Genomic DNA, 23486 nt, shown 5'->3' with positions numbered 1-23486 from the left:
CGTCGCACGCCGGGGCCCGGACCGGCACACCGCCGGTCCGGGCCCCGACTGCGTACGGTGAAGGAGTGCAGATGGCCGACACGATCAGAGGGTGGCTCCACGCGCGGCCGCTGATGAACGGCCTGGCCCTGGCGCTGGGATGCTTCGTGCTGGTCGCGCCGGTCACCGCCGCCACGGCCTACCACCAGGACGCCTCGATCACGCTGTACCTGGTGCTGCTCGCGGTGTCCTGCGTCCCGCTCCTCGTCCTCCACCGGTGGCCGGTGGGCGTCGTGGCCACGACGGTGGTCATCGGTGTGGTCGAGTACGCCGTGATCCCGGTGGCCGGTCCACCGCCCGTGGCGGTCGGCGTCGCCCTGTACGCGGTGGCGAGCCGCACCGACCGGCGGACCGCCTGGCGGACCGGCATCTGGGCGGCCGTCGCCCTCACCACCGCCTCGGTGATCACCAGCCCCGGCGTCGAGGACCTGCCGCAGAACCTCGGCCTGATCGCCTGGACGTTCCTGTCGGTCGCCATCGGCGACGCCGTCCGCAGCCGCCGCGAGCTGCTGGCCTCCGTGATGGAACGCGCGGAGCGGGCCGAGCGCACCCGGGAGGAGGAGGCCCGCCGTCGGGTCACCGAGGAGCGGATGCGGATCGCCCGCGAGCTGCACGACGTGGTCGCCCACCACATCACCCTCGTCAACGCCCAGGCCGGTGTCGCCCACCACCTGATGCGCACCGACCCGGAACACGCCTACCAGGCCCTGGAACGGATCCGCGACACCAGCCGGGCCGCCCTGGACGAGCTGCGCGCCACCGTCGGCCTGCTCCGGTACAGCGGCGACCAGGCCGCACCGCGCGAGCCCGCCCCCGGGCTGGCCGGCCTCGACGACCTGCTCGACTCCTTCCGGCACTCCGGCCTGTCGGTGGCGCTGGAGCGCACCGGCACTCCCGTGGAACTTCCGCAGATCACCGACCTGACGGCCTACCGGATCATCCAGGAGGCCCTCACCAACACCCACAAGCACGCGGGTGCCGTCACCGCGCACGTCCGTCTCGACTTCGGCACCGACACGCTGCGGCTCACGATCGAGGACGACGGGCGCAAGCCCGCCGACGGCACGCGCGGCCGCCCGGGCGGGCCCGCCGGCCAGGGTGCCGTCACCGGTACCACCGGTACCGCCGGTGGCGCGGGTATCGGCACCGGCACCGGCACCGGGCACGGCATGATCGGGATGCACGAACGCGCCCGCGCGGTCGGCGGCACCCTCGCCGCCGGCCACCGCCCAGGCGGGGGCTTCCGGGTCGACGCCGAACTCCCGCTGCCCACCGACACCGGCCGGAAGGTCTGCCGCCCATGACGATCCGCGTCCTGCTCGCCGACGACCAGGCCCTGCTGCGGGGCACCTTCCGGCTGCTCATCGACTCGGCACCCGACCTGGAGGTGGTCGCCGAGGCCGGAACCGGCCGGGAGGCCGTCGACCTGGCCCGCAGTGCCCGTGCCGACCTCGTCCTGATGGACATCCGGATGCCCGAACTGGACGGCCTGGCCGCCACCCGGCTGATCACCGAGGACGACGACCTCGCCGGGGTCAAGGTGCTGGTGCTGACCACCTTCGAGAGTGACGAGTACGTCGCCGAGGCCCTGCGGGCCGGGGCGAGCGGCTTCCTCGGCAAGGGCATCAACCCGGAGGAGCTGCTGGAGGCGATCCGGGTGGTCGCCGCGGGCGACGCCCTGCTCTCACCGGCGGCGACGAAGGCCCTGATCGGCCGCTTCCTCTCCCAGCCCGCACCGCGGGACCGCAGCGCCCTCCCCCGCCTCGACGTGCTCACCGCCCGCGAACAGGAGGTCGTCGCCCTGGTCGCCGCCGGGCTCTCCAACGACGACATCGCCGAGCGGCTCTTCGTGACACCGCTGACCGCGAAGACCCACGTGAACCGGGCGATGGCCAAGCTCGGCGCCCGCGACCGCGCCCAGGTCGTGGTGATCGCATACGAGAGCGGTCTGGTCCGTCCGGGCAACGGCAGGCAGGCCGAGACCGGCTGACGCAGCGCCTGCCCGGACGCCGACTCGGGCGGCCGCCCGGCGCGGCCGCCCGCCGAGCCCACCCCTCGTCAACCGTTCTTGACGGTACGTCATCAATGCAGGTGAGGGCGGCAGGTGTCGATCCGTCACCGATGTGGCCCACCGCCCCCGCGCGGCGGCGGCTGTGTGGTGCAATGCCGGAACGTCAGGGGTCGGGGCAACGATCCGAGGGAGAACGCCGTGCGGCAGGGGCAGGTTCTGGCCGGGCGCTACCGGCTGGAAGCAATGCTGGGCCAGGGCGGAATGGGGCACGTCTGGGGCGGGCGGGATCTGGACCTGGACCGGCCGGTCGCCGTGAAAGTCGTGCCGGACGCGTCGCGGGAGGATCTGACGGCCCGCCTCCGCAGGGAGGGCCGGATCATCACCTGGCTGAACGAGCACCGGCACCCGTCGATCGCGACGGTGTTCGACGTCGGCGACCACGACGGGTGCCTGTACCTCGTCATGGAGTTGCTGCCCGGCAGCGATCTCCAGACCGTCAGCGGACGCCACCCGCTGGGCCTGGAGGTCCGGACGGTGATCGGCTACGGCATCCGGATCTCCGAGAGCCTGGCGGCGGCCCACGAGGCCGGCATCGTGCACCGGGACGTCAAACCCGCCAACATCATCGTCACCGAGGACGGCGGAGTGAAGATCTGCGACTTCGGCACCGCCCAGATGGCCGGCTCGACCGCGGGGCTCGCCGACCACTTCGGCTTGATGGGCACACCGCGCTTCATGGCGCCAGAGCAGTTCGCCGACCGGCGGACCGACCCCCGCACCGACCTGTACGCGCTGGGCTGCACCCTCTACGCCCTGCTCACGGGCGCGCCACCGTTCAACGGCACGTTCACCGAACTCCGCCGACGGCACCTGGAGGAGCGGCCCCGGTCGGTCCGCAGCCACCGCGACGACGTCCCGCAGGAGCTGTCCGCCCTGATCGGCGACCTGCTGGCCAAGGAGCCCGCCGAGCGGCCCAGCGACGGGCGAGTGGTGGCGCAGCGCCTCCGCGCCGTCCGGGCCTCGGGCCGGTGACCGGTCGCTGGTCACCGGTCGCCGGTCGCCGGTCGCCGGTCACCGGCCCCTCCGCCCAGCACTGCACCGCCCCGACGAGCGGCCGCCCGGCGACGGTCCCCGAGGGGATCGCCGCCGGGCGGTACGGACCGGTGCACCGGCCGCGGCTGCGTCTGCTCGTGACGGCGGGCGGCCGGGCGACGGTCAGGTGCCGTTCGGCGCCGCCGTACGGGCGGGTCCGCCCGCGAGGCCGTACCGGCGGTGGAACCGTTCGACCCGGCCTGCCGTGTCCAGCACGCGGGCCTCACCGGTGTAGAAGGGGTGTCCGGCCGACGAGACCTCGACGTCGACGACGGGGTAGGTGCGACCGTCCTCCCACAGCACGGTCCGGGCGGCCGTATCCGCGTCGCGGCCCGCGGCCGTCGAGCGGGTCAGGAAGGCGTAGCCGCTCGCCTTGTCGCGGAAGACGACGGGGCGGTACGCGGGGTGGATGCCGGTCTTCATGGTGCGCTCCTCGGGTCGTCGGAGGGGACGGGGGCGGGGACGGGGACGGTTGCCGGGTTCAGCGCTCCTCGCGGAACTCGACGTGCCGCCGGACGGTCGGGTCGTACTTGCGCAGCACGAGCCGGTCTGGGTCCTGCCGGCGGTTCTTGCGGGTGGCGTAGGTGTAGCCGGTCCCCGCGGTGGAGCGGAGCTTCACGATCGGACGCAGGTCGCTGCGGGCCACGGTGACTCCTTCTGTTGCCGTCGTGTCGTTCGTCATACACGGGCATCAACAGAACGGTTTTCGTTTTCATTCCGGCGCGGACGCCGCGGACCTCGTGGACCCGCGGACTCCGTGCCGACCGCCACCTCGACGGCGAGAGCTGCAGCCACGCCGGCCTATCGCCAACTTCGCTCAGGCAGGGATCCCGCGCCCGAGCGCCGCTGCTATGGCACGTTCGTGAACGAGGCCGGTCCGGATGAGGCGGGCATGGGCTGTCGAGCAGTCGATGATCGTCAGGTGGTTGGCTGCCGGGCAGACCCCGCCGTCCAAGATCACGGTGGCCTTCACGCCCGTGAGGCCCAGGAAGTCGGCGACCTCCTCCGGCGAGATCGCCGGCCCGCGCGCGTCGATGCCCGCGTCTCCGGAGATGTTGACGGTGGTCGCGGCGACTGGCGTACGGGTCAACGATGCCAGTGCCCCCAGTGCACCGCGGGCGTTGGTGACGAGGGCGGGAGACCCGACAGCGGAGTACCGGGCGCCCTCGTCGAGGTCACGCCAGGGCAGAAGGAGCGCCAGATCGCCGGGCCAGAAGGCGTCGGCAAGCCCGCGGGCTTCGTCGGAGAGCACGAAGCATTGCTCGCAGTCCGCCAGGGACGGGGTGACGAGGACGAGGGACTTTCCAGGGGACCTCTGCTTGCCCTCGAAGATGGTTCTGCAGGCGCGGGTGTTTGTCGCGTCGGCACAGATCATGTACCAGCGCGAGGTGGGGACGATGACCAGCTCGCCGGCTTCAAGCGCGCGGGCCGCTCGGTTGAGCTGGTCAGGTGGAATCGGCTGCATGGACACTCCGGTTTCGAGATCGGTGAGTTGGACCGCCGACTTGAACGAGGAGCCTTGTCGCAGGGCCGGCCAGGAGGACGAGGCGAGGTGTTCTTACAAGGGCGCCTTGGCCGGGTACAGATCGGCAAGACCGGGGTAGTCCAGCCACGGATCCTGCAGAGCTTGGAGTCGGCGATCGGCGTGGGAGACATTCGATACGCGGAAGTACGCCATGACGCGGGGCTCCTGAGTGCGGTTGCGACCCACAGCGTGCGGCACGAGGTGGTGCATGAGGAGGACATCTCCGGGCGCCCCGAGGAACGGCGTGCCCGTCCGTCCGTCGACCTCCGGAGGGACCTGGTCGGTGATGCCGAGGAACCACTGGTCGCGGAACCACTCGGACATGGTCAGGTGTCCGCCGGGCTGGTAGCGCAGCGCGCCGCCGTCCGGGTCCGTGATGTCGGAGAGCACCACTCCCACGAGCAGCGAGAAGGTCCGTAGTTCGTCGGGATCGAGGTGCGGGCAGGCGACGCCGTCGACGTGCATCGCCTTCTCGGGCTGCGCGTTGGGGAGCTGTGACTCGGGGATGCGGATCTGGATCTGTATGGTTGAGACGGGCTCAAACTCTCCTACCAGCTCACTGGCGAGGGTGGCCGCCCCGGAGTGGGCGAAGAGGCCCAACAGATCGGGGTGGCTGCCGAGCTCGGGGGCGAAACTGCGCTGTGTGTAGGAGTTGATGAGGGAGGGGTCCATCGACTTTCGGCACCAGTCATCGACGAGCGCGCGAGCGCGGGCGACGAGCCCGGAGGCGACGGCGCCGCGCCTGATGACCAGGCCGTGGCGTACGAAGTCGCTCTTTTCAGCAGTGGTGAGGGCCATGGGATCCCCTGACGAAGGCGGGCGTCTGCGGACGGTGGAGGGGGAGCCGGATGAGAACGTCGGCAGCTGCGTCCAGAGCGCTCTCGATGATCGAGCGGCCGACGTCGGCGGAGGCTGCCCGCGGATCGCCGCCGATCACCCCGGAGGACGCGATGGTGGTGTCGCCGGAGTTCCACGGCCAGGTCGCCCCACGGTCGAGCACCAACCGGTTGATCTCCTGGAGGCGCTCGCGGTCGGCGCCGAAGTCTGCTGGGAGCCGGTCGAGATGGACGTCCTCGGGAGTGAGGGCGAGCATGAGAGAGGTCTCGTGAAGGCCGGCGTGGATCTCCGGCAGCCCGCTCTCGGTTCGGAAGGCCGACAGCGAACCCGGGTGGACCACGCAGGCGGCGAGAGCGTACCGCTCCTGCAGCTCGTAGAGCGCGGCCTCCAGAATGCCGCGGTTGCCGCCGTGGCCGTTGACGATCAGAAGGGATCGGGCGGGGGTGGCTCGGACGTAGTCGCCGACGACCGTGTCGAGCAGCGACATGAAGCTCGCCACGCGCAGTGAGACCGTTCCGGGCGCCCAGGCGTGCTCAGGCGACAGGCCGTACGGGATCGACGGCAACGCCCAGAGGTCGTGGCCGTCGCCGTAGCGCTCGACCAGCCGGGCGGTGAACTGCTCCGCGATCACCGTGTCCGTGTTCAACGGCAGATGGGGGCCGTGCTGCTCGAAGGAACCGATCGGCAGACACAGGACCGACCCGGGACCGAGCTCGGCGGCGACGTCCGGAGCGGTCAGCCGGCCGTACTGCCGAGCATCCGCCCCGACGGCGGTCATGTCCTGCTCCGTCGGCCGATCCGGATGAGGAACTCGTTGTCCTCGGGGAAGGTGTCGTCGTTGGTGTGCTCGGCGAGGACGGCCTTCACCGCCGACTCGAACTCGGCGAGACGGTCGCCGAAGAGGTGGGGTGCGGCGAAGCTGGTCGAGTAGAGGTAGCCGAGGATGCCCTCGGTGGTCCAGGTGCGCTGGACCGGCACCCGGACCTCTTCGACGTGGTTGAACGGGGACTCCTCCATGATCTCGCTGTAGGGCCGGTTGTGGTGTTTGAAGGTACTGTTGCCGGCCCGGCGCTCTTCTCCGAGAAAGTCCTGGACGACCGAGCGCACGGACTGCTTCCAGGGACTCTCCGCCGCCCAGAAGCTGTTGTCCCCGAAGATCGCGACCGCGCCGCCAGGAGCGACCTGGTCGTCGAGGAGCGCGAGGACCGTGGCCTGGTCGAGCCAGTGGAAGGCCCGGCAGATCGTGACGAGATCGGCGCGCCAGCCCGCCGGCGGCGTGAAGTCCTCAGCCGTGGACTCGACGAGTGCCAGGGAGGTCCCGTCCGGTAGTGCAGGGCGGAGGGCCGACTCCGCCGCAGCGAGCATCTCGGCGTCGTTGTCGATCGCGATGATCTCGTCGAACCGGCCCAGCAGGGCCTCGGCGACCAGCCCGGTGCCGGTGCCGACGTCCAGGAGCCGGCGGGGGCTGCCCGTCGGAGCCGCCTGGTCGAGGACGGCCGCGACCTCCTCCGGGATGCCCGGACGGTACTGGCGGTAGTAGCCGACGGTGCCGGTGAACAAACTCATGGAAGCCTCCGCGCGAGTAGTTGCCGTGCGTGCTGCACGGCATCGGCGAGATCGCCGGCCACCAGCACGCCATGTTCAACGAGTGACTGTTCGTCAGGGACCGTACGCCCATGGGACACCCAGACGGCGCGCAGTCCCGCCGTAGTGGCCCCTTGGATGTCGCACTCCCAGTCGTCGCCGACGTGGACGATCTGCGACGGCGGCACCTTGTACGAGTCGGCGACTGTCCAGAAGGCCCGGTAGTCCGGTTTGGCGTAGCCCGTCCGGCACGAGGGGAAGTGGCTGCTGACCCAGGGGGAGAGGAGTTTGAGGAGCCGCTCGGGGTCGGCTTCTGTACAGGTGACGTTCGACAGCGTCACGACGGTCGCTTCCCGGCTGAGTTCCTGCAGCGCCTCGACCGTCCCCGGGAACAGCACGAGCGGGGCCACCGGAAGATTGCGCGGGAACACCGATGGCTCGACGCCCAGGGCACGGCACACGCGTTCGATCAGCGCATCGGTGATCTCGGGCGCGGTGTGCAGGACGTTGCGCATGACCCTTCGGGCCTGCTTCGGGCCGAGCGGTGAGGCAGCAGCCAGGCGGGCAGCGAGACCTGGTCCCTGCGCGTTCCCCAGCGTGCCTCCGATGTCGAGACTGACCAGCGGTCGGACGGGCTCCATCAGGCGGCCTCGATTCCGGCGAGGGGGAGGGCGGACACGATCGCCTCGAGGCGCGCCGCACGGATCGGCTCCGTTGTGGCCTCGCCGAGGAAGGTCAGCGCGTACCGCGTCTCCGCCTGGTCGAGGGCGCCCAGGTCGCGCCCGTGCATCTGGGCCGCCTCTGCGAGATCCACCGGGATGGTGCGCGGGCGCAGTCCGTGCGGCAGGTGAAGGGTGCCAGCCCATGTGGGTGCCGGCGCCGGCAGACGGTGCATCGGTCGCAGGACCGTGACGTCGTCGAGGCTGATGATGCGAACGGGCACCCGCCCCTCGCCGAGGTCGAGTTCGCCGGACAGGAACGTGTCGTGGCCGTCGAGGCGGTGTTCGAGCACGAGGAGGGAGCCGTGCTCGTCATACCGGGTCGTACCGCGGACGGGGATGCTCTCGCTGCTCCGGGTCATTGGGGTCTCCGTGGTTGGGTTCCGAGGCCGGGAGTCCGGGGCGACGGGAGGTGGCCGTGTTCGGGTATCCAGGGTTCGGCGTAGATGGTCTGGCGGCGGGGTTCCCACTGACGGCGGTACTCGACGGCGGGGACGGCGTCGGGGAAGGCCGCCGCCAGGTGGATCCCAGGCACCATCGAGCGGCCATGCGGGTACACGGGGACGCCGGCCTTGCGCGCGGCTGCGGTGATCTCGACGGCCCGGGTGAGCCCGCCACACCCGACGACGTCGATGGTGAGAGCCTTCGGCCTGACCTGGTCGAACAGCATGGGCAGGTCCTCGGTCGACCTCAGCCGCTCACCGACGGCCACGGGCAGGCCGGCAGTGGCAAGGCGGTGGTAGATCCGCAGGTGGTGCTCGGGCAAGGGGTCTTCCAGCCAGGTCAGCGCCGAGTGCTCGAACCGTTCGGCGAATGCCGTGGCGAGCTGAGGGCTCCACGTCCCTACCGCGTCGACGGCGAAGCCGTTGTGGAGAACCTCGGCCGCCTGCTCCACGGCCCGGACGAGACGCCGCGCCTCGGAGGCCGTCGTGGGACCCGGTCGGCGCCGAAGACCCCACTTGGTGAAGGCCCAACCCTCGACGGCGACCCGGGAGAGAACCCCCGGAGCCGGAGGACCGCTGAGATCCAGACGGAGCCATGAGGAGTACGCCGGAACCGGCGAACGGTTCACCCCGGGAGCCAGCAGATCGGCCACCGGTCGATCGGCCAGACGTCCGTGGAGATCCCACAGAGCACAGTCCACCGCTCCGAGAGCCCATTCGGCCACCTCGCGGGCCAGTCCGACGGCCGCGCCCTGCAGTCTTGCCCGGCGGCCCTCGTGGTCCGTCACGAGGTGGCCGATCGCAGCGTAGGACAGCACGTCGACGGCACGGCCGACAGGTTCACTGACGGGGCCGTACCAACCGATCCGACCGCCACCGTGCACGGCGACGAAGACGGTGTCGTCCCCGGGAGCGAGATCTGCTTCGACCAGTACCGTCTCCACCTTGTCCACGGTCGCTTCCGTCAGCACGCGCCCTCCCGGGAGACGGTCAACTTGCGGGCGGCCCGGAGCAGACCCTCCGGGTCGAGGCCGAGCTCATCGGTGAGCTTTGCCTGGGCCATCGGCCCGGAGGGTTCGCGCCAGCCGATGACTGCGATGGAACTGCGGAGCCGCCCGGCGAGCAGTCCCCACACGGCAGCAGGGTGGCCCAACGTGGCCACGAGCACCGCGGCGTTCTCGCCGAGGTAGGTTGCCGCCTCGGCCTCCGGCAGCCCCCTCGGCCAGATCTGCGGATCCCCGAGGACCGTCAAGTCCAGTACGCCCACGACTCGGACGCGGCAGCCCAACTGCTCACGGATCTCGGGCACCGCTGTTGTCGCGACCTCCGCCGGCAGATCACCTGCGACCAGGATGGTGAGGTCGGGCTCGCCCTCATCGCTCAGGTGAGGCCAGATGGCCAGTCCCCGAGCCAGTTCCTGCTCGACGGTCTCGTCCGGCTGCCGTACGGCCGCGTGCTTGCCGGCGATCACCACGTTGACGCGGCCGGTCGACCCCAGGGCCTCGTCCAGGGCAAGGGCCGCCCGCTTCGGGTCCGCCGGTGTCAGCACCCGCACAGCCGGATCGCACGTCGCCAGCAGGGCGGTGGCCAGCGAGGGATCGCCGTGCGTGTAGACGTTGCGCCATCCGTACGAGGTCAGCAACAGGTTGAGGCTCGGCGCCGGGGTCCCGACGGTGAGTCGTCGGTGCTTGAGGTGGCCGACGAGTCCGGAAGTGAGGAGCGGCGCGAACGCCTCATAGGACACCAGGGCTCCGCGCCGGCCACTGGCGAGCCAGCCGGTCAGCCACCCCAGCAGAACCTCCTCCGCCAGGACCTCGGACACCCACGGCTCGTCCTGCAGCGCACCGAGGCGGTTCGAGGCGAGCTCGTCGGGGCTGAAGACGCGGAAGTCCCCTGCGGCGGCATGGCTCCGCAGCACCTGGCCCACGGCCTGTCCGAAGGCGCTGCCGTCCTGGGGCTCCGCGGAGACCGGCGGGGGCAGGGTCGGTGCGCAGACCGGGCGCTGTCCTGCCGCTTCGAGCGCGTCGGCAAGCTCTCCGGTCGGGCCCCCGTCGGTGTCGAACAACTCCTCCGGCCGGTACGAGGCGAGCCAGCGCGTCAGAAGCTCCCGCTGGCCGGCGTCCTCATGTGCCAGACCGAGCGGTGTCTTGTGGGTGTCGGCCGTACCGAGCAGAGCCAGTCCCCCGACCCGCTCGGGTCCGCTCCAGCCTTTCACGCACCGCAGGAAGACGGTGGTGCGCACACCGTCCACGACCTGTCGCACGGACTCCAGGAGCGCCTGCGCGAAGGTTTCGTGCTCCTCGCGGGAGGCGGAGGACACGTGCACCACTCGGCTCTGCCAGCCCAGCCCGGCCGCGTATCCGGTGAGTTCCCCGTCCGTCATCGCTCCCAGCAGGGACTGGTCGCCCATCCGGAAGCCGTTGACGTGAACGATCGGGACGACCGTGCTCCCGTGCAACGCTCGCGCGGCAAGCCAGGAGGCCGCCGTGGTGGGCGTCTCGCACTCGCCGTCGCCGATGATCGGGAGAACGACCCGATCAGGTGAGTCCAGTGCGAACCCGTGGCTGAACGCCAAGGCGCCGCCGAGACAGCCCCCAGGAGCCGCCCCCGCCGCGAGCAGGGGGTGAACCTCCGACCCGAGACCGTCCACCTCCGGGAAGTCGCGGGCCAGACGCGCCAGCCCCACAGCGTCGCGGGAGTACTGCGGACGCACGGAGGCGAGCTCTCCCGACAGCCACCCGAAAGCCAGCTGCACCACACCCGCATGGCCGGCACCGAGCACGGGGACCAGCGTCCGGGCAGGTGCCGCCTTCCCTGCCGCGAGCAGCGTATGGGCAAGGGCCCACGCGGTCCCGGGCACCGTTCCCCAGTGGCCCGCCGGTCGGCGCTTGATGTGGCCGGCGAGCAGCGGCTCCGCCAGGAGCACGTTCCCGTCGAGGTGCAGCAGCACCACCGACACGTAGACGGCAGCCCGCCAGAGCACGTCGGCTCGGTTCAGCACGGGGCCACCAGGCTCTCACCGTCGAACGTGAAGTACCACAGCGGCCGGTAACACTCCCAGGCCGCCGGACGAAGCCCGGCCGGGCCCACGATCCGTTCGATCTCCCGACGCGCCCGGAGGTAGAACTCCAGGGTTTCCGATCCGCCGGCCCTCAGACCGGCCATGATCGAGTTGTGCGCCTGGTAGACCTGGAAGTTCGGGAACTCGGTGACGAACGGCATCAACTCGGATACCCCGTCGCGAAGTTCCGCGAGGCTGTCCAAGCCGACTATGTAGGTGAACGACGTGGCGTGGCCGGCCGCCATCGCCCGCCGGAGAACCTCGGGCATCTCCTCGGTCGTCAGCACCGCCTTGCTGGCCTTGAGTAGCAGGTCCCGTCGGCCGAAGCACTCGGCGGTCAGCCGGAGCACGAAAGGCGCGACGTGCTGGGCCAGTTCCTCGAAAGCAGTGGCGCTCCGGATCACGGAGGTGAGGAAGCCGATCCGGGCGCCGATGTCGTGCGCACTGAGCACCTGACGCAGTCCGATCAGGTGGTCGACGGCGGCCCGCTCGCGCTCGAAGCAGCCGGTCGACACGGTGACCTCGCGCAGCTCGGTCAGATCGCGGTGGGGCTGCTGCTCGACCATGGCGGCGAGCAGCTCGCTCAGCTCCCGCTCCTCGGCGAGCCGGGGGTCTGCCGCTGCCTCCAGGGTGTTCGGGCAGAAGGCGCACCCCACGCAGCGGCTGCGAGCGTTGGGGTTGAGCGTGGCGGCGCGACCGCCGTCCCGGAAGTACCCGCCGACCGCCTCGTCGGCGGTGACCCGCTCGACGGTGGCGACGGGGTGCGCGGCCAGTATGAGCTCGTCTCCCTCCAGCCGGAACGGCGACGCCTCGGCGTTCAGCGGGACGATCACCATCCAGGAGACCTCGGGCCGAGTTGCCAGACGCACCGAGACGCGGCCCCGGTGGCGGGCGTGGACGGAGGAGATGCCGTACAGGTTGATCGCCATGAGCAGTGCGTCCTCAACCGGCACGCCGTGGCGATCGGCCATGCGTTCGACGTACGGGAGGGTGAGTGCCGCTGTTGATGAGTCTCCGAGGACTGCCGTCATGATCTGCTCTCCGTCGGTGTCTGGATCCGGCCTGGGATGAGTCGTCCGTCTGTACGCCGCGCTGGATGCGCCGTCCTCCCGGCCGCCGTCCAGGAGGATCGGCCCGTGCGGGCCTGCCGGGTTTCGTCCGACAGGCCCGCACGGTCTCTCGTCCGACTACCGGCCCGGGTAGGACGGCTGCGGAGTCGGCGGGGGAGGTAACGGCAGTGGCCGCGGCGCCTCCAGGCGATGCTGGTGGACGTCATGGCTGTGCCCCCTTCGGATCGGTGGTGCGCGATGGCGCCGGGACCAGGCGTTGCTGTCAGGTCCCGGTTTCGACCGCGGAGTCACGCAGTGCTTCGCGGTCGGGTTCGTGGTCGGCCGCCAGAGTGGGGCCGAGGTGATCAGCACAGAGCTGGTGCTGTGCCGTGACGCCGAGGAGCGTCAGTACGAGCAGGTGGCCGAGTGCCCACAGCCAGGCGAGCGCGGCACCGAACGGGTCGTGGCGCGCGCCGCGGTGTCGAGCAGGCGGCAACTGGTAGGCGTTCAAGCCGCATCAGCTCCGACCTCGGCCCACACGACCTTGCCGGAGTCCCTCTCCTCGACACCCCAGCGCCGGCACACCGCCTCGACGAGGAAGAGCCCGCGACCGCGCTCGGAGGTCGGCCTGGACTGTTCCAGGCAAGGCAGTTCCGGGCTTCCGTCCGAGACCTCGATCCGCAGCCCGCGGATGCAAGGAGCGAGGCGGACATCGAAGCAGGCGGAGGCCGCCGAGCCGCTGTGCAACACGACGTTGGCCGAGAGTTCGGAGGCCACCAGCTCGACATCGTCGATCAGCAAGGCGTCGAATCCCCACGCGTCCGCGATCCACCTGACCGACGTCCGAACCAGGGGCACCGAACTGGCAGACAGGACGAAACGCATCTGCACTGACACACAGCGGACTTCTTCGACCTGGGCGCTCCGTGTCATCACGTTGCCGCCATTCTGGACAGGGCCGCCCGGTGCCTGCCGGATGCGAGGTCGCTCAGAACCCTGGTAACGCGCCAGTGCCGCCTCCGCAGTGGATGCACTGGCCCGACGGCCGCGACGTTCCATCGCCATTCGTCCCCCATCTTCTTGCAACAGGCAGCCCATAGGCAGTGTTTGATGACAAGTCAGAAAGCTAGGAGGATGGGCGAGGCGGAACCCGGAAAATTCTTCCGGGGTGAGGAAACCGAGCAGCGCCAGGCTGGAGGCATGCGAGGAATGATCGAGACGCTGAGCATCGGGGAACGCGTGGCCTGGTACCGCCGCCGACGAGGCATCCCGCAGGAGGTACTGGCCGGCCTCGTCGGGCGGACCGCCGACTGGCTGAGCAAGGTGGAGAACGGCCGCATCGAACTGGACCGGCTCTCAGTGATCAAAGCGCTGGCCGCCGCCCTCGACGTGCAACTCGGCGATCTGCTGGTCGAGCCGTCCCTCATCGACTGGAGTACCGACGGCCGGGGTGGCGCGGTGCCGAAGTTGCGGGAAGCCCTCACGAACTACAAGCACATGTCGTCGCTACTGGCGTCCGAGAGCACCGGTCCGCCGCCGGACCTGGAAATCCTTCGAGCCGAGGTCGGTTCCGCGTGGTCGGCCTACCAGGATGCCCGATACGCGCGGGCCACCCGGCTCATCCCGGAGATCCTGGCGGACGCCCAGCGCGCTGTCCGTGCCCACGAGGGCGACGACCGGTCGAAGGCCAGAGCCCTGCTCGCGATGGCCTACCAGGGCGCGGCCATGGTGCTGACGAAGACAGGGGAGACCGATCTCGCGTGGATGGCCGCCGACCGGGGTCTGGCTGCCGCGCAGGAGTCGGGGGACCTGGTGGTCATCGGTTCCCTTTTCCGATCGGTCTCCCACTGCCTCCTGGCCGGTGGCCGCCTCACCGCAGCGCGGGACCTGGTGGCAGACTCGGCGGGATACCTGGAGAGCGGCCTCCCCGACGCCTCACCGACCTACCTGTCGATCTACGGGTCGCTCTTCCTCGTCGGCGCGGTGGCCGCGGCTCGGCTCGAAGACCGAGCCACAGTGAGCGCGTTCCTCGCCGAGGCGGACCAGGCCGCACAGCGCCTCGGTCACGACGCCAACCACATGTGGACGGCCTTCGGGTCGACCAACGTCGCCATCCACCGCATCTCAGCGGCCATGGAACTGGGAGACATTCAGGTGGCCGCAGACCAGGGACCTCGCGTGGACTCCTCCACCCTGCCGCTTGAGCGGCGGGTCCGGCACACTCTCGAAGTCGCCCGCGCCTACAGTGCACAGAACCGCATGGACGAAGCACTCGCGCTTGTCCTGGATGCCGAGGAACTCGCCCCCGAACAGGTCCATTACCACTTCATCCCACGGCATCTGGTGACCGTGTGGGTCCGGCAGCAACGCGGCAAGCCGAGCCATCTCCTCGCCGGCGTGGCCCAGCGGCTGCGCATCGTCGGGTAGCCCGGCGCAGACGACTACAGTCATTGCCATGAGCGACTCCGACGCCCCCGAGGCCGTTGCCCAGCCGCGCACCGCCGCCGGCGTGCTGTTCTTCGACGAAGCCGACCGCGTGCTTCTGGTCAAGCCCACATACAAGCCGGGCTGGGAGATCCCGGGCGGATACCTCCACCCCAGCGAGACCCCCAGCGAAGGCGCGGCCCGCGAGGTCAAGGAGGAACTCGGCATCACCCCGCCCATCGGCCAGCTCCTCGTCGCGGACTGGGCACCCCACCCGACCGAGGGCGACAAGCTGCTCTTCGTCTTCGACGGGGGCATCCTCCCTGCAGAGGGGCGAACTCAGATCAACCCGGACGGGGTGGAGATCGGCGAGTACGCCTTCCATGCCGCCGACCAGATCGACACGCTCCTCATCCCTCGCTTGGCTCGCCGAGTTCACGCTGCTCTTGGCGCCCGAGCGGGTTCGGCGACCGTCTACCTGGAACACGGGACACCCCGTCTCTCACCTTCGGGGTCGGCTCGCCGCGCCTCGGTACAGGGCTTGACTCACCACACGTGATGCCCAGCGCGGGTCGTCCGGGCTCCCACCGCTCCGGACCGTTCAGCCGGACTCCGTGCCGACCGCCACCTCGACGGCGAGGTGCCGGAGCCTGGAGGCGAGGAGCTCCATCTCGACGAACGTGCCCACGAGGCCGGCCGTCCTCAGCTCGGTCGCCAGGACGCGCGCTCGGGGCAGCGTCAGGCCGTACACCTCCCGCAGGGCCCGGAGAACGGGCACCATCCGTGCCTCCGGGTCCGTCAAGCGGAGGCGGGCGGGTCCGTGTTCCGCCAGGAGGGCCCGACGGATCTCCTCCGGCGTCTCGTCGCCGCTGTCCTGATCGCACCAGGCGACGGAACAGGACAGGCAGTACCCCTCGGTGCCCCAGCACAGCCGGCCGCGTTCGACGAACTGGCCGATGTCGAGCATCAGCACACCGCCGCACTCCGTGCATCGGGTGGTGACCGTCACGCCCTGGGTGATCACGGTGCTCCTCGTCGCTCGGCCTGCCCGTCCGTCGGCCGGCGCGTCGCCCGGCCCGCTCCGATGAGGCCGCACCGGCGCCTGCACGTCAACCGCATATCGCCGACGCCTCCCCGTGCCGTCCGGACGGGGCCGGCCGACGCGGGACGTCACGGGCCGGGGCTCTGGAGTGTCTCGACGGTTTCTTCTTGGACGCCTCACGGTCCCTCGTCGTCGGCTTCCTCGCCGTAGTGGCAGTGCCATCGCCCCCAGGGGACGTCCCAGGTGGGTGCGTCGGGGCCGGGACGGGGGATGACGGGCAAGGGCCCGGTGGCTGTTTCGATGAGGTGGATCAGTGTCCAGCCGACGCCGTAGCAGTCGTCGGGGCCGAAGCAGCCGGCGAGGGCGTGGGCTTCCTCAGTGGTGACGGGTTTGGTGATCGCATCCAGCTGCCGCCCGCGTCTGTCGATCTCTTCTTCGGCGGAGTCCCAGTCGGGCAGCGGTCCGTCGGCGACAAAGATCCGGACTTCGGTTCTCATGATGCGCCGCAGTCTTCCACGAAGGCCTGACAGGGCCCCCCTCAGGGCCGCTTGAAGGGAGTGCGCCCACGGGCGGCAGCGGGGATCCGCTCACACCCTGATCGACGCGCAGGTGCCGTGGAATCGCGGGACGCGACGAACGGTCAGGACGAGAGGTCAGGACGAGCGGCGTGGCTTGCCCCGCTTGGTGCCCTTGGGTGCGCCGGAGCCACCGCGGACGGGCCGGCCGGCCGTCCTGCCACCGGCCGACTTCCCTGCGGCCGACCGGCCGGAAGCGGACTTCCCGCCGGCGGACTTCCCGCCGACAGCCTTGCCTCCGGCAGACTTCCCGGCGGCAGGCTTGCCCCCGGCGGCCTTGCCTGCGGCGGGCTTGCGCTGGGCGCCGGTCGCGTCGGGGCGGCGCCGGTCGGACTGCTCCGGTGCCTGCGCCGCGGCAGGGGTGCGCGAGCTGTTCACGGTGCGCCCGCGGACGATCCCGATGAACTGCTCCACCAGGTCCGTGGTGGCGTCCTGGGGCCACGACAGGGCGACGCGCGACTCGGGGGCGCCCGGCACCGGCCGGTAGGTGAGGTCCCTGCGGTGGTGCAGGCGGGCGAGCGACTGCGGGACGAGGAGCACGCCGATGCCGGCGGCGACGAGTTCGACGGCGTCCCCGGTGGTCTCGGGGCGTTCGATCGCGGGGCGGCCCGGCAGGCCCTCCCAGGCGAGGGTGTCGTCGAGCGGGTGCAGCACGATCTCGTCGGCGAGGTCGTCCTCGGACACCTCGTCGACGGCGGTCAGGAGGTGGTCCTTCGGGACCACGACCACGGTCGTCTCGGTGTAGAGCGGGATCGCGCTGAGGTCCGCGCCGTCGACCGGCAGCCGGACGAGCCCCGCGTCGGCGTCGGCGCCGCGCAGCGCTCCGGACGCGTCGGCGGCGGTCACCGGGACGAGGGTGAGGGGGACGTCGGGCAGCCGCTCGTTCCAGATCCGCACCCACTTCGTGGGCGTCACTCCCGGGACATACGCCAGCCGGAACGAAGGGGATGCTTCCGAGCCTGTCACCCCGCCAGGTTACCGGTCGTGGTCGGAGGTGGTGCACACGCTCGATACCCTTGGACCCATGACGTCGCACAAGACACCCCAGACGATGAAGCCCGCGACCGCGGCGAAGAAGCTCGGCGTGTACCTCGAAGCCACGCCCGCCGAGTTCCAGGAGGGTGTCGTCTCGCGCACCGAGCTGAACACGCTGCAGTCCGACCCGCCGGAGTGGCTGCAGGAGCTGCGCCGCACCGGCCCGCACCCCCGCCCGGTGGTCGCGGCGAAGCTCGGCATCTCCATCGCCGGTCTCGCGCGCGGCGGGGTCTCCGAGGCCCTCACGACCGAGCAGATCGACGCACTGAAGGAGAACTGCCCCGAGTGGCTGCGGCGTGAGCGCGCCACCCAGGCGGAGGTCCGCAAGGAGACCGTGCGCATCAAGGAGAAGGCCGCGGAGCGCACCGACCAGCCCCGCCGCCCGCGTTCCTGAGCCCTCCCGAACCGCTCCCGGGCTCTCCCCAACCGCTCCCGAGTTCTCCTGACCGCTCCGCCCGGCGTACGAGCCCGGCGGTGCGGGCCGGCACGGGAGCGCGCGGCGGTGCGGTGCCCCCGCGCAGGGCTCCGCACCCGGGGCCGGTACACTGGAGCTGCGAAGGGGAGTAGTCCCGAAACACCGGCAGGTCGACATACTGGACGTCCGCACACCAGCGGGCGGCCCGGCCGCCGGGCCGCACAGGCCTCCGGGTAGGCGCGGTGGACGAGACCTTCGGCCAAGGCATGACCGGTGCCCGCATCCTGCGGGTGCCGACTTCGTCGTGCCGGGCCGAGAGTCCTCCCGCAGCCCTCGTCGAGGGTGTTCCGCGCAGGGTTCCGGGCCCGGCCCCAGCAGAAAGCCTCCCGGATGTCCCTCGACCCCCTGGCGATCGTCACCGCCTTCGGGCTGATCTTCCTCGCCGAACTCCCCGACAAGACGATGTTCGCATCGCTGGCCATGGGCACCCGCATGCGGCCGCTGTACGTGTGGCTCGGCACCTCCGCCGCCTTCATCGTGCACGTGGCGATCGCCGTCGGTGCCGGCAGCCTGATCGGGCTGCTGCCCGGCATGCTCGTCAAGCTCGTCTCCGCGGCGCTCTTCGCCTTCGGTGCGTTCGTCCTCCTGCGCAGCGGGGACGACGAGGACGGAGCGGACGGCGCCGGGAAGACCGTCACCGGCTTCTGGCCGGTCTGGACGACCGCGTTCACGGCCGTCTTCATCAGCGAGTGGGGCGACCTCACGCAGATCACCACCGCGAACCTCGCCGCGACCAACGGCGTGCTGTCCACCGCGATCGGTTCGGCCGCCGCGCTGATGTCCGTCTCCGCGCTGGCCCTCGTCGTGGGCCGGTTCATCGCGAAGCGCGTCCCGCTGCGCCTCGTGCAGCGCATCGGCGCGGGGTGCATGGCCGTCCTCGCGCTGTGGTCGCTGATCGAGGCGTTCGCCGGCTGACCGCGGCACCACGCCGCCCCTCGCGCGGGGCGGCCGGCCCCGGGGGTCCTCCGCTCACGCGGCGGGCCCCCGGGGCTTTCGTGTCTCCGGCCGCGGTCGGCGGGAGCGCCGGGGAGCGCCGGGAGGCGACGGTCCACCGTCGTCGGCCGTCTACACTTGCGTAGTCGCCGGGGTGGCGGATCGGCCGCTCCGGAGGGACTGCCGTCGACGGGCCGGAGCGAATGACACCCGCCCGGCGGGGCGGCGGCGGAACGGGGAGAGATGACCGACGCGAAGGACGCCAGGCGCCCGCAGGGCGAACTCGTCGCCGATGTACTCGCCGTGCTGTGGGCCGCCCGGGAACCGCTCACCGTCGGCCAGGTCAACGAGGCCCTCGACGGCGACCTGGCCAGGACCACCGTGACGACGATCCTCACCCGCCTCCACGAGCGGGGCACCCTGGCCCGGCACCGCGTCGGCCGCGGGTTCGTGTACGCGCCCGTGCACGACGCCCCCGGGCTGGCGGCCGGCAGGATGCACCGCGAGCTGCGCAGCGAACCCCACCGCGACCTCGTGCTGGAGCGGTTCGTCTCGACGCTGTCCGAGGACGACGAGGTGGTGCTGCGCCGGCTGCTGCTCGCCACGGAGGCCCCGGACGGCGACGCGCGGTGAACCTCCTCGTCGCCCTCGTCGTGCTCACGCTCGTCGGCCCGTGGCCGGCCGTGGCCGCCGCCCGGCGGCTGGCCGACCTGCTGCCGCCGAAGGCCGCGGGGTTCGTGCTGGCCGGCGCCGCGGTGGCACTCGCGGGCGCGACCGCGCTGGCCCTGGCCGTCCTGGTGGGCGGCGGGCTGCTCCACCTGCCGCCGATGGCCGCCGCCGGCCGGATGTCGCTGCCCTGGCTCGTGTCGACGTCGCCCGCCGCCGTGCCCGCCGCCCTCGCCGCGGGTACCGCGCTGGCCGCCGCGGGCCGGCTGGCGGCCCGCCGCTGGCGCGGTCAGCAGGCGCTGCTGCGCCGGACCTGGGAGGCCGTGGACGCACACCCGGTGGGCGGCGACCTGACGGTCCTCCCCGACGCCGCGGCGGACGCCTACGCGCTCCCCGGCCACCGCGGACGCCGCGGCCGGGTCGTGGTGACCGCGCCGATGCTGCAGGCGCTCGGGCGGCGCGAGCGGGACGTCCTGCTCGCTCACGAGCGGGCCCACCTCGCCGGGCGGCACCATCTCCTCTCACGGGCGGCCCGGATCGCGAGCGCCGCGCACCCGGCGCTGCGCGGGCTGCGGGCTCCGCTGGCCTTCCATCTGGAGCGGTGGGCGGACGAGGACGCCGCCGCGGCGGTCGGCGACCGCCGGCTGGCCGCTGCCGCCGTGGCCCGGGCGGCGCTGGCCGCCTCGGACACCGGCCGACGGGAGGGGCTGCTGCTCGCGGCAGCCACCGGGCCGGTGCCGCGCCGGGTCCGGGCCCTGCTGTGCCCCGCGCCGCGGGTACCGCGTGGCCGGGCGCTGCGGGTCGCGGCCGCCGGGCTGCTGGCCCTGGTCGCGCTCTCGGTGATGCTCAGCGTCGGTTCGGCGTACGAGCTGCACGAGTACGTGGAGCAGGCCCGGTCGGTGGTGCGGGGCCGCTGAGCCGCCCGAGCAGCGGCGGCCACAGGCCCAGCCAGGCCGCCGCGAGAAGCCAGCCGCCCACGACGTCGAGCGGCCAGTGCACGCCGAGGTACACGCGGCTCACGCCGACGGCCGCCGCCGCGAGGAGCAGCACGGCGCTCACGGGCACCGCCCGTGAGCGCGGCACCGTACGGCCGATCGCGTGCGCGAGGAGGCCCGCGGCGACCGCCGCGGTGAAGGCGTGCCCGGAGGGGTAGGCGTGCGCGCCGGGTGGCGGGCCTGCCCAGTCGGCCGCGGGGGGACGGGGCCGGGCGAGCGCGAGCATCAGCCCGGTGCGCAGCAGTTGGCCGGCGGCGAGCACGGCGACGGGCGCGCACAGGGCCGCGAGGCGGTATCCGGTGGTGCGGGCGGCCCGGGCCGCGAGCGTTCCGGCGGCGGCCGCCGCCAGGTAGGGCGGCAGCCCGGTGCCCAGCCGGGTGAGGGTGCCGACGGCGTGCGCCGCCGCGTCCGGCCGGTGGGCGAGCACCCAGGCGTGCACCGAGCTTTCCGCGGCCCAGGGGGCGCCGCCGTGCGCGGTGGCGGCCGCCGTCACGACGGCGAACAGGAGCAGCGGGAGCACCGCCGGAGCGGCGGCACGAGCGGCGCGGGCGGCACCGGCGGAGCGGACGGGCGCGGGGGCGGGCGCAAGGGCAGGCGGGGTCGGGTCGTCCGCGGGCGGCCCGGCCTGCGGCGGGATCACCCGTCCACCGGTGGTCCGGGGCATCGGCGGGAGCGCCTCTCTCTGGAGGTGCGCACGCCGCACCCTGGACCGTCTACATCACTGTCGACAGACTACAGCGATGTAGACGGACGAGGCCGCCCGGTGGTTCCGCACCCCGCCGCGCGACCGGAAGGCGCCGCGACTCCCCCGCCGCCGGAGCTCAGGCCGTACCGCCGGCGCGCGTCAGCCCGAGGTCGTACGCGAAGATCACCGCCTGGACGCGGTCCCGGGCGCCGATCTTCGCCATCACCCGGCTGACGTGGGTCTTCACCGTCGACTCGGCCAGCACCAGCCGCTCGGCGATCTCGCCGTTCGTCCAGCCCCTGGCCATGGTCACGAGGATCTCGCGTTCGCGTTCCGTGAGCGCCCGGTAGCGCGGGTCGTCGCTCTCGGTGCCGGCCACGCGGACCGGCAGGTGGTGCGCGTACGCGTCCAGCAGTCGGCGGGTGAGCCTCGGGGCGATCACCGCGTCGCCGGAGGCGACCGCCCGGATCCCGGCCAGCAGCTCCTCCGGCAGGGCGTCCTTCAGCAGGAATCCGCTGGCCCCGGCGCGCAGCGCGGCGTGGGCGTACTCGTCCATGTCGAAGGTGGTCAGCACCAGGACCCGGGAGCGCCCGCCGTCGGCGACGATCCTCCGGGTGGCCTCGATGCCGTCCATTCCCGGCATCCGCACGTCCATCAGCACGACGTCCGGGCGCAGCTCGGCGGCGCGGCGCACCGCCTCCGCGCCGTGCGCGGCCTCGCCCGCCACGGCGGTGCCGGGTGAGCTTTCGAGCAGCATGCGGAAGCCGAGCCGCTGGAGCGGCTGGTCGTCCACGATGAGGACGGTGGTCACGGGGTGCTGCCTCCGGGGTCGGCGGGCGGGTCGAGGATCAGGCGGGCTTCGACGGTCCAGCCGCCGCCGGGTCGGGGCCCGGCGGCGACCGTGCCGCCGTAGAGGGCGGCGCGCTCCCGCATGCCGACGAGGCCGTGGCCGCCGCCGGGCGGCGGTGCGGCGCCGCGGGGCGGGTCGGTGAGCTGCGGGTCGGTGAGCTGCGGGCCGACGGGCCCGCGGTCGTCGACGCGAATGCCGACCGTCGGGCCGTCGACGGTGACCCGGACCTGCGCGGAGGTCGTGCTGCCGGCGTGCTGGAGGGTGTTGGTCAGCGCTTCCTGGGCGATCCGGTACACCGTGAGCTGGGCACCCAGGTCGAGGGTGTCGAGCGGGCCGCTCGTGCGGTAGGTGACGGTCGGGCCGGCGGCCCGGATGCGTTCGCAGAGGTCGTCGAGGTCCGCGACGCCGGGCTGCGGCCGGAGCACGGCGCCGTCCTCGCGATCGGCCCGCAGCACGCCGAGCATCCGGCGGATCTCCCCCAGCGCCTCGCGGCCGGTGCCGGCGATCAGGCGCAGGGCCTCCCGGCCGCGTCCGGGGTCGGCCTCGGCCGCGTACGCGCCGCCGTCCGCCAGGCCGATGATCACCGACAGGTTGTGGCCGATGATGTCGTGCATCTCCCGCGCCACCCGGGCCCGCTCGTCCGCGGCGGCGAGCGCGGCGCGCTGGTCGCGTTCGACCTCCAGCTGCACGGCGCGCTCGCGCAGCGCCGCCATGTGGGCGTGCCGGATCCGCAGCGCCAGCCCCAGGGCGACCGACGCGGTCGCCGCGCTGAGCAGGAAGAAGAGGGCGTCGCCGACGGTCACCACACCGGACACCCGCAGGGCGACGAGACCCAGCGCCCCGGCCATCACCGCGCACGCCCACGGCAGGTGCCGGAGCCGGCCGTGCAGGGCGAGACCGTAGAGGGCGATCAGCAGGGCGACGTCCGCGCGGACCATCACGAGCAGGGCCCACTGCAGTGTGAAGACGGCGGCGATCACCGCGAACGCCCCGGTGGGCGCCCGGCGTCGCCACCACAGCGGCAGCACCAGGGCGAGCTGGAACGCCAGCGTGCCGGCCACGGGCAGCCGGGTGAACCTGAGTTTCGCTTCGTGGCGCCCGGCCCCGTCGTGCACGAGGTCGGGCAGGCAGAACATCGCGAACACCGCGACCACGACGAGGGTGTCCAGGACCCACGGGCGCTCCCGGTCGAGGCTGCGCAGCCGCCGCCCCGCCGCCACCAGCCGGACGATCACGGGGTTGGCGGAGAACGCCTCCAGCCCCGGCGGGGAGAGCGCGGGGAGGGCCACCACGGGGTCGGCGGGCAGGTCGGTACGCACAGGGGTCACCCGTCCATGATGGGCGGACGCCGGCGGCCGGCCGACCACGAGGGTCGTCCGGACGCCGGCGTCGCACGGTGGCGCCCTCCCGGGCAGGACGTCGGCAGCGCACCGGCCGGGGCAGGAG

Annotated in this window: 28 protein-coding genes; 9 read left to right on the top strand and 19 right to left on the bottom strand. The window is 72.3% G+C overall.

Translation table 11 applies throughout. The features are described 5' to 3' along the window. Positions 1-71 precede the first annotated feature (71 nt). The 3 genes from OG335_RS36595 (at position 72) to OG335_RS36585 (ending at position 3082) form a co-directional block, all read left to right on the top strand. On the top strand, positions 72-1343 hold the full coding sequence (locus tag OG335_RS36595; RefSeq protein WP_405009569.1) for a sensor histidine kinase: 1272 nt from the start codon (positions 72-74) through the stop codon (positions 1341-1343). After that, a complete protein-coding gene (locus tag OG335_RS36590; RefSeq protein ID WP_405009570.1) occupies positions 1340-2029 on the top strand; it encodes a response regulator in 690 nt (229 codons plus the stop codon). The genes OG335_RS36595 and OG335_RS36590 overlap by 4 nt, the downstream gene beginning before the upstream one ends. 219 nt (positions 2030-2248) lie before the next feature. Further along, positions 2249-3082 carry a serine/threonine-protein kinase gene (locus tag OG335_RS36585; RefSeq protein WP_405009571.1) on the top strand — a complete coding sequence of 278 codons (834 nt, stop codon included), beginning with the start codon at positions 2249-2251 and terminating at the stop codon, positions 3080-3082. A 183-nt stretch (positions 3083-3265) separates the two neighbouring features. Here OG335_RS36585 and OG335_RS36580 read toward each other — a convergent pair whose 3' ends face one another. From OG335_RS36580 to OG335_RS36520, 13 genes are all read right to left on the bottom strand, one after another. Further along, the gene (locus tag OG335_RS36580) at positions 3266-3565 is read right to left on the bottom strand and encodes a type B 50S ribosomal protein L31 (protein ID WP_405009572.1); all 300 of its coding nucleotides are present in this window, start codon (positions 3563-3565) and stop codon (positions 3266-3268) included. 58 nt (positions 3566-3623) lie between these two features. After that, complete coding sequence (rpmG, locus tag OG335_RS36575; protein WP_405009573.1) at positions 3624-3788, bottom strand: 50S ribosomal protein L33; 165 nt, start codon at positions 3786-3788, stop codon at positions 3624-3626. A 171-nt stretch (positions 3789-3959) separates the two neighbouring features. Beyond that, a complete protein-coding gene (locus tag OG335_RS36570; protein WP_405009574.1) occupies positions 3960-4607 on the bottom strand; it encodes an L-threonylcarbamoyladenylate synthase in 648 nt (215 codons plus the stop codon). Positions 4608-4700: 93 nt separating this feature from the next. Continuing rightward, a complete protein-coding gene (locus OG335_RS36565) occupies positions 4701-5465 on the bottom strand; it encodes a phytanoyl-CoA dioxygenase family protein (protein ID WP_405009575.1) in 765 nt (254 codons plus the stop codon). Next, entirely contained in the window at positions 5446-6282 is an 837-nt protein-coding gene (locus tag OG335_RS36560) for a creatininase family protein (RefSeq protein WP_405009576.1), read from the bottom strand. The genes OG335_RS36565 and OG335_RS36560 overlap by 20 nt, the downstream gene beginning before the upstream one ends. Beyond that, positions 6279-7070, bottom strand: a complete 792-nt coding sequence (locus OG335_RS36555; protein WP_405009577.1) for a class I SAM-dependent methyltransferase — start codon at positions 7068-7070, stop codon at positions 6279-6281. Before OG335_RS36555 ends, OG335_RS36560 begins: the two co-directional genes overlap by 4 nt. Then, positions 7067-7603 carry an HAD family hydrolase gene (locus OG335_RS36550; protein ID WP_405009578.1) on the bottom strand — a complete coding sequence of 179 codons (537 nt, stop codon included), beginning with the start codon at positions 7601-7603 and terminating at the stop codon, positions 7067-7069. The genes OG335_RS36555 and OG335_RS36550 overlap by 4 nt, the downstream gene beginning before the upstream one ends. Before the next feature lie 125 nt (positions 7604-7728). Then, positions 7729-8169, bottom strand: coding sequence for a hypothetical protein (locus OG335_RS36545; RefSeq protein ID WP_405009579.1), 441 nt, complete (start codon positions 8167-8169; stop codon positions 7729-7731). Further along, positions 8166-9221, bottom strand: coding sequence for an enolase C-terminal domain-like protein (locus OG335_RS36540; protein ID WP_405009580.1), 1056 nt, complete (start codon positions 9219-9221; stop codon positions 8166-8168). The genes OG335_RS36545 and OG335_RS36540 overlap by 4 nt, the downstream gene beginning before the upstream one ends. Beyond that, positions 9215-11251 carry a hypothetical protein gene (locus OG335_RS36535; protein ID WP_405009581.1) on the bottom strand — a complete coding sequence of 679 codons (2037 nt, stop codon included), beginning with the start codon at positions 11249-11251 and terminating at the stop codon, positions 9215-9217. The genes OG335_RS36540 and OG335_RS36535 overlap by 7 nt, the downstream gene beginning before the upstream one ends. Then, the gene (locus OG335_RS36530) at positions 11245-12282 is read right to left on the bottom strand and encodes a hypothetical protein (RefSeq protein ID WP_405009582.1); all 1038 of its coding nucleotides are present in this window, start codon (positions 12280-12282) and stop codon (positions 11245-11247) included. Before OG335_RS36530 ends, OG335_RS36535 begins: the two co-directional genes overlap by 7 nt. Positions 12283-12643: 361 nt before the next feature. Continuing rightward, on the bottom strand, positions 12644-12871 hold the full coding sequence (locus OG335_RS36525) for a hypothetical protein (RefSeq protein WP_405009583.1): 228 nt from the start codon (positions 12869-12871) through the stop codon (positions 12644-12646). Beyond that, positions 12868-13425, bottom strand: coding sequence for an ATP-binding protein (locus OG335_RS36520; RefSeq protein WP_405009584.1), 558 nt, complete (start codon positions 13423-13425; stop codon positions 12868-12870). Before OG335_RS36520 ends, OG335_RS36525 begins: the two co-directional genes overlap by 4 nt. A gap of 69 nt (positions 13426-13494) precedes the next feature. On the opposite strand from OG335_RS36520, the gene OG335_RS36515 reads away from it, so the two are divergent. Together OG335_RS36515 and OG335_RS36510 are read left to right on the top strand one after the other, a co-directional pair. Continuing rightward, the gene (locus OG335_RS36515) at positions 13495-14787 is read left to right on the top strand and encodes a helix-turn-helix domain-containing protein (protein ID WP_405009585.1); all 1293 of its coding nucleotides are present in this window, start codon (positions 13495-13497) and stop codon (positions 14785-14787) included. Positions 14788-14815: 28 nt separating this feature from the next. After that, positions 14816-15343, top strand: a complete 528-nt coding sequence (locus OG335_RS36510; RefSeq protein WP_405009586.1) for an NUDIX domain-containing protein — start codon at positions 14816-14818, stop codon at positions 15341-15343. Between the two features lie 42 nt (positions 15344-15385). On the opposite strand, the gene OG335_RS36505 is transcribed toward OG335_RS36510, so the two are convergent. The 3 genes from OG335_RS36505 to OG335_RS36495 form a co-directional block, all read right to left on the bottom strand. After that, entirely contained in the window at positions 15386-15808 is a 423-nt protein-coding gene (locus OG335_RS36505) for a hypothetical protein (RefSeq protein ID WP_405009587.1), read from the bottom strand. 194 nt (positions 15809-16002) lie between these two features. Continuing rightward, the gene (locus tag OG335_RS36500; RefSeq protein WP_405009588.1) at positions 16003-16323 is read right to left on the bottom strand and encodes a hypothetical protein; all 321 of its coding nucleotides are present in this window, start codon (positions 16321-16323) and stop codon (positions 16003-16005) included. Positions 16324-16479: 156 nt separating this feature from the next. Further along, positions 16480-17367: a LysR substrate-binding domain-containing protein gene (locus OG335_RS36495; RefSeq protein WP_405009589.1), complete on the bottom strand. Its 888-nt coding sequence runs from the start codon at positions 17365-17367 to the stop codon at positions 16480-16482. Between the two features lie 58 nt (positions 17368-17425). On the opposite strand from OG335_RS36495, the gene OG335_RS36490 reads away from it, so the two are divergent. The 4 genes from OG335_RS36490 to OG335_RS36475 all read left to right on the top strand — a co-directional run bounded on the left by OG335_RS36490 (position 17426) and on the right by OG335_RS36475 (position 20427). Continuing rightward, a complete protein-coding gene (locus OG335_RS36490; protein ID WP_405009590.1) occupies positions 17426-17830 on the top strand; it encodes a DUF5997 family protein in 405 nt (134 codons plus the stop codon). A gap of 411 nt (positions 17831-18241) precedes the next feature. After that, positions 18242-18826: a TMEM165/GDT1 family protein gene (locus OG335_RS36485; RefSeq protein WP_405009591.1), complete on the top strand. Its 585-nt coding sequence runs from the start codon at positions 18242-18244 to the stop codon at positions 18824-18826. Between the two features lie 261 nt (positions 18827-19087). Then, positions 19088-19477, top strand: a complete 390-nt coding sequence (locus OG335_RS36480; protein WP_405009592.1) for a BlaI/MecI/CopY family transcriptional regulator — start codon at positions 19088-19090, stop codon at positions 19475-19477. Further along, positions 19474-20427 (top strand): M48 family metalloprotease, encoded by a 954-nt coding sequence (locus OG335_RS36475; protein WP_405009593.1) that lies wholly within the window; start codon positions 19474-19476, stop codon positions 20425-20427. Before OG335_RS36480 ends, OG335_RS36475 begins: the two co-directional genes overlap by 4 nt. Here the strand turns inward: OG335_RS36475 and OG335_RS36470 are convergent. The 3 genes from OG335_RS36470 to OG335_RS36460 all read right to left on the bottom strand — a co-directional run bounded on the left by OG335_RS36470 (position 20357) and on the right by OG335_RS36460 (position 23299). Further along, positions 20357-21169, bottom strand: coding sequence for a phosphatase PAP2 family protein (locus tag OG335_RS36470; protein ID WP_405009594.1), 813 nt, complete (start codon positions 21167-21169; stop codon positions 20357-20359). The genes OG335_RS36475 and OG335_RS36470 overlap by 71 nt on opposite strands. Positions 21170-21326: 157 nt before the next feature. Then, positions 21327-22001 (bottom strand): response regulator, encoded by a 675-nt coding sequence (locus OG335_RS36465; protein WP_405009595.1) that lies wholly within the window; start codon positions 21999-22001, stop codon positions 21327-21329. Continuing rightward, on the bottom strand, positions 21998-23299 hold the full coding sequence (locus OG335_RS36460; protein WP_405015303.1) for a sensor histidine kinase: 1302 nt from the start codon (positions 23297-23299) through the stop codon (positions 21998-22000). The genes OG335_RS36465 and OG335_RS36460 overlap by 4 nt, the downstream gene beginning before the upstream one ends. Between the last annotated feature and the right edge of the window lie 187 nt (positions 23300-23486).

Source organism: Kitasatospora sp. NBC_01539 (genome assembly GCF_045040525.1).
Lineage (GTDB): Bacteria > Actinomycetota > Actinomycetes > Streptomycetales > Streptomycetaceae > Kitasatospora.
This window is presented reverse-complemented; position numbering and strand designations above follow the sequence as displayed.

Coding starts and splice junctions, on each gene's coding strand:
- OG335_RS36565 (WP_405009575.1), bottom strand. CDS start 5,465: ATGGCCCTCACCACTGCTGAAAAGAGCGACTTCGTACGCCACGGCCTG.
- OG335_RS36520 (WP_405009584.1), bottom strand. CDS start 13,425: ATGGCGATGGAACGTCGCGGCCGTCGGGCCAGTGCATCCACTGCGGAG.
- OG335_RS36570 (WP_405009574.1), bottom strand. CDS start 4,607: ATGCAGCCGATTCCACCTGACCAGCTCAACCGAGCGGCCCGCGCGCTT.
- OG335_RS36590 (WP_405009570.1), top strand. CDS start 1,340: ATGACGATCCGCGTCCTGCTCGCCGACGACCAGGCCCTGCTGCGGGGC.
- OG335_RS36515 (WP_405009585.1), top strand. CDS start 13,495: ATGGGCGAGGCGGAACCCGGAAAATTCTTCCGGGGTGAGGAAACCGAG.
- OG335_RS36480 (WP_405009592.1), top strand. CDS start 19,088: ATGACCGACGCGAAGGACGCCAGGCGCCCGCAGGGCGAACTCGTCGCC.
- OG335_RS36490 (WP_405009590.1), top strand. CDS start 17,426: ATGACGTCGCACAAGACACCCCAGACGATGAAGCCCGCGACCGCGGCG.
- OG335_RS36500 (WP_405009588.1), bottom strand. CDS start 16,323: ATGAGAACCGAAGTCCGGATCTTTGTCGCCGACGGACCGCTGCCCGAC.
- OG335_RS36470 (WP_405009594.1), bottom strand. CDS start 21,169: ATGCCCCGGACCACCGGTGGACGGGTGATCCCGCCGCAGGCCGGGCCG.
- OG335_RS36485 (WP_405009591.1), top strand. CDS start 18,242: ATGTCCCTCGACCCCCTGGCGATCGTCACCGCCTTCGGGCTGATCTTC.
- OG335_RS36560 (WP_405009576.1), bottom strand. CDS start 6,282: ATGACCGCCGTCGGGGCGGATGCTCGGCAGTACGGCCGGCTGACCGCT.
- OG335_RS36545 (WP_405009579.1), bottom strand. CDS start 8,169: ATGACCCGGAGCAGCGAGAGCATCCCCGTCCGCGGTACGACCCGGTAT.
- OG335_RS36530 (WP_405009582.1), bottom strand. CDS start 12,282: ATGGCCGATCGCCACGGCGTGCCGGTTGAGGACGCACTGCTCATGGCG.
- OG335_RS36595 (WP_405009569.1), top strand. CDS start 72: ATGGCCGACACGATCAGAGGGTGGCTCCACGCGCGGCCGCTGATGAAC.
- OG335_RS36510 (WP_405009586.1), top strand. CDS start 14,816: ATGAGCGACTCCGACGCCCCCGAGGCCGTTGCCCAGCCGCGCACCGCC.
- OG335_RS36580 (WP_405009572.1), bottom strand. CDS start 3,565: ATGAAGACCGGCATCCACCCCGCGTACCGCCCCGTCGTCTTCCGCGAC.
- OG335_RS36550 (WP_405009578.1), bottom strand. CDS start 7,603: ATGCGCAACGTCCTGCACACCGCGCCCGAGATCACCGATGCGCTGATC.
- OG335_RS36555 (WP_405009577.1), bottom strand. CDS start 7,070: ATGAGTTTGTTCACCGGCACCGTCGGCTACTACCGCCAGTACCGTCCG.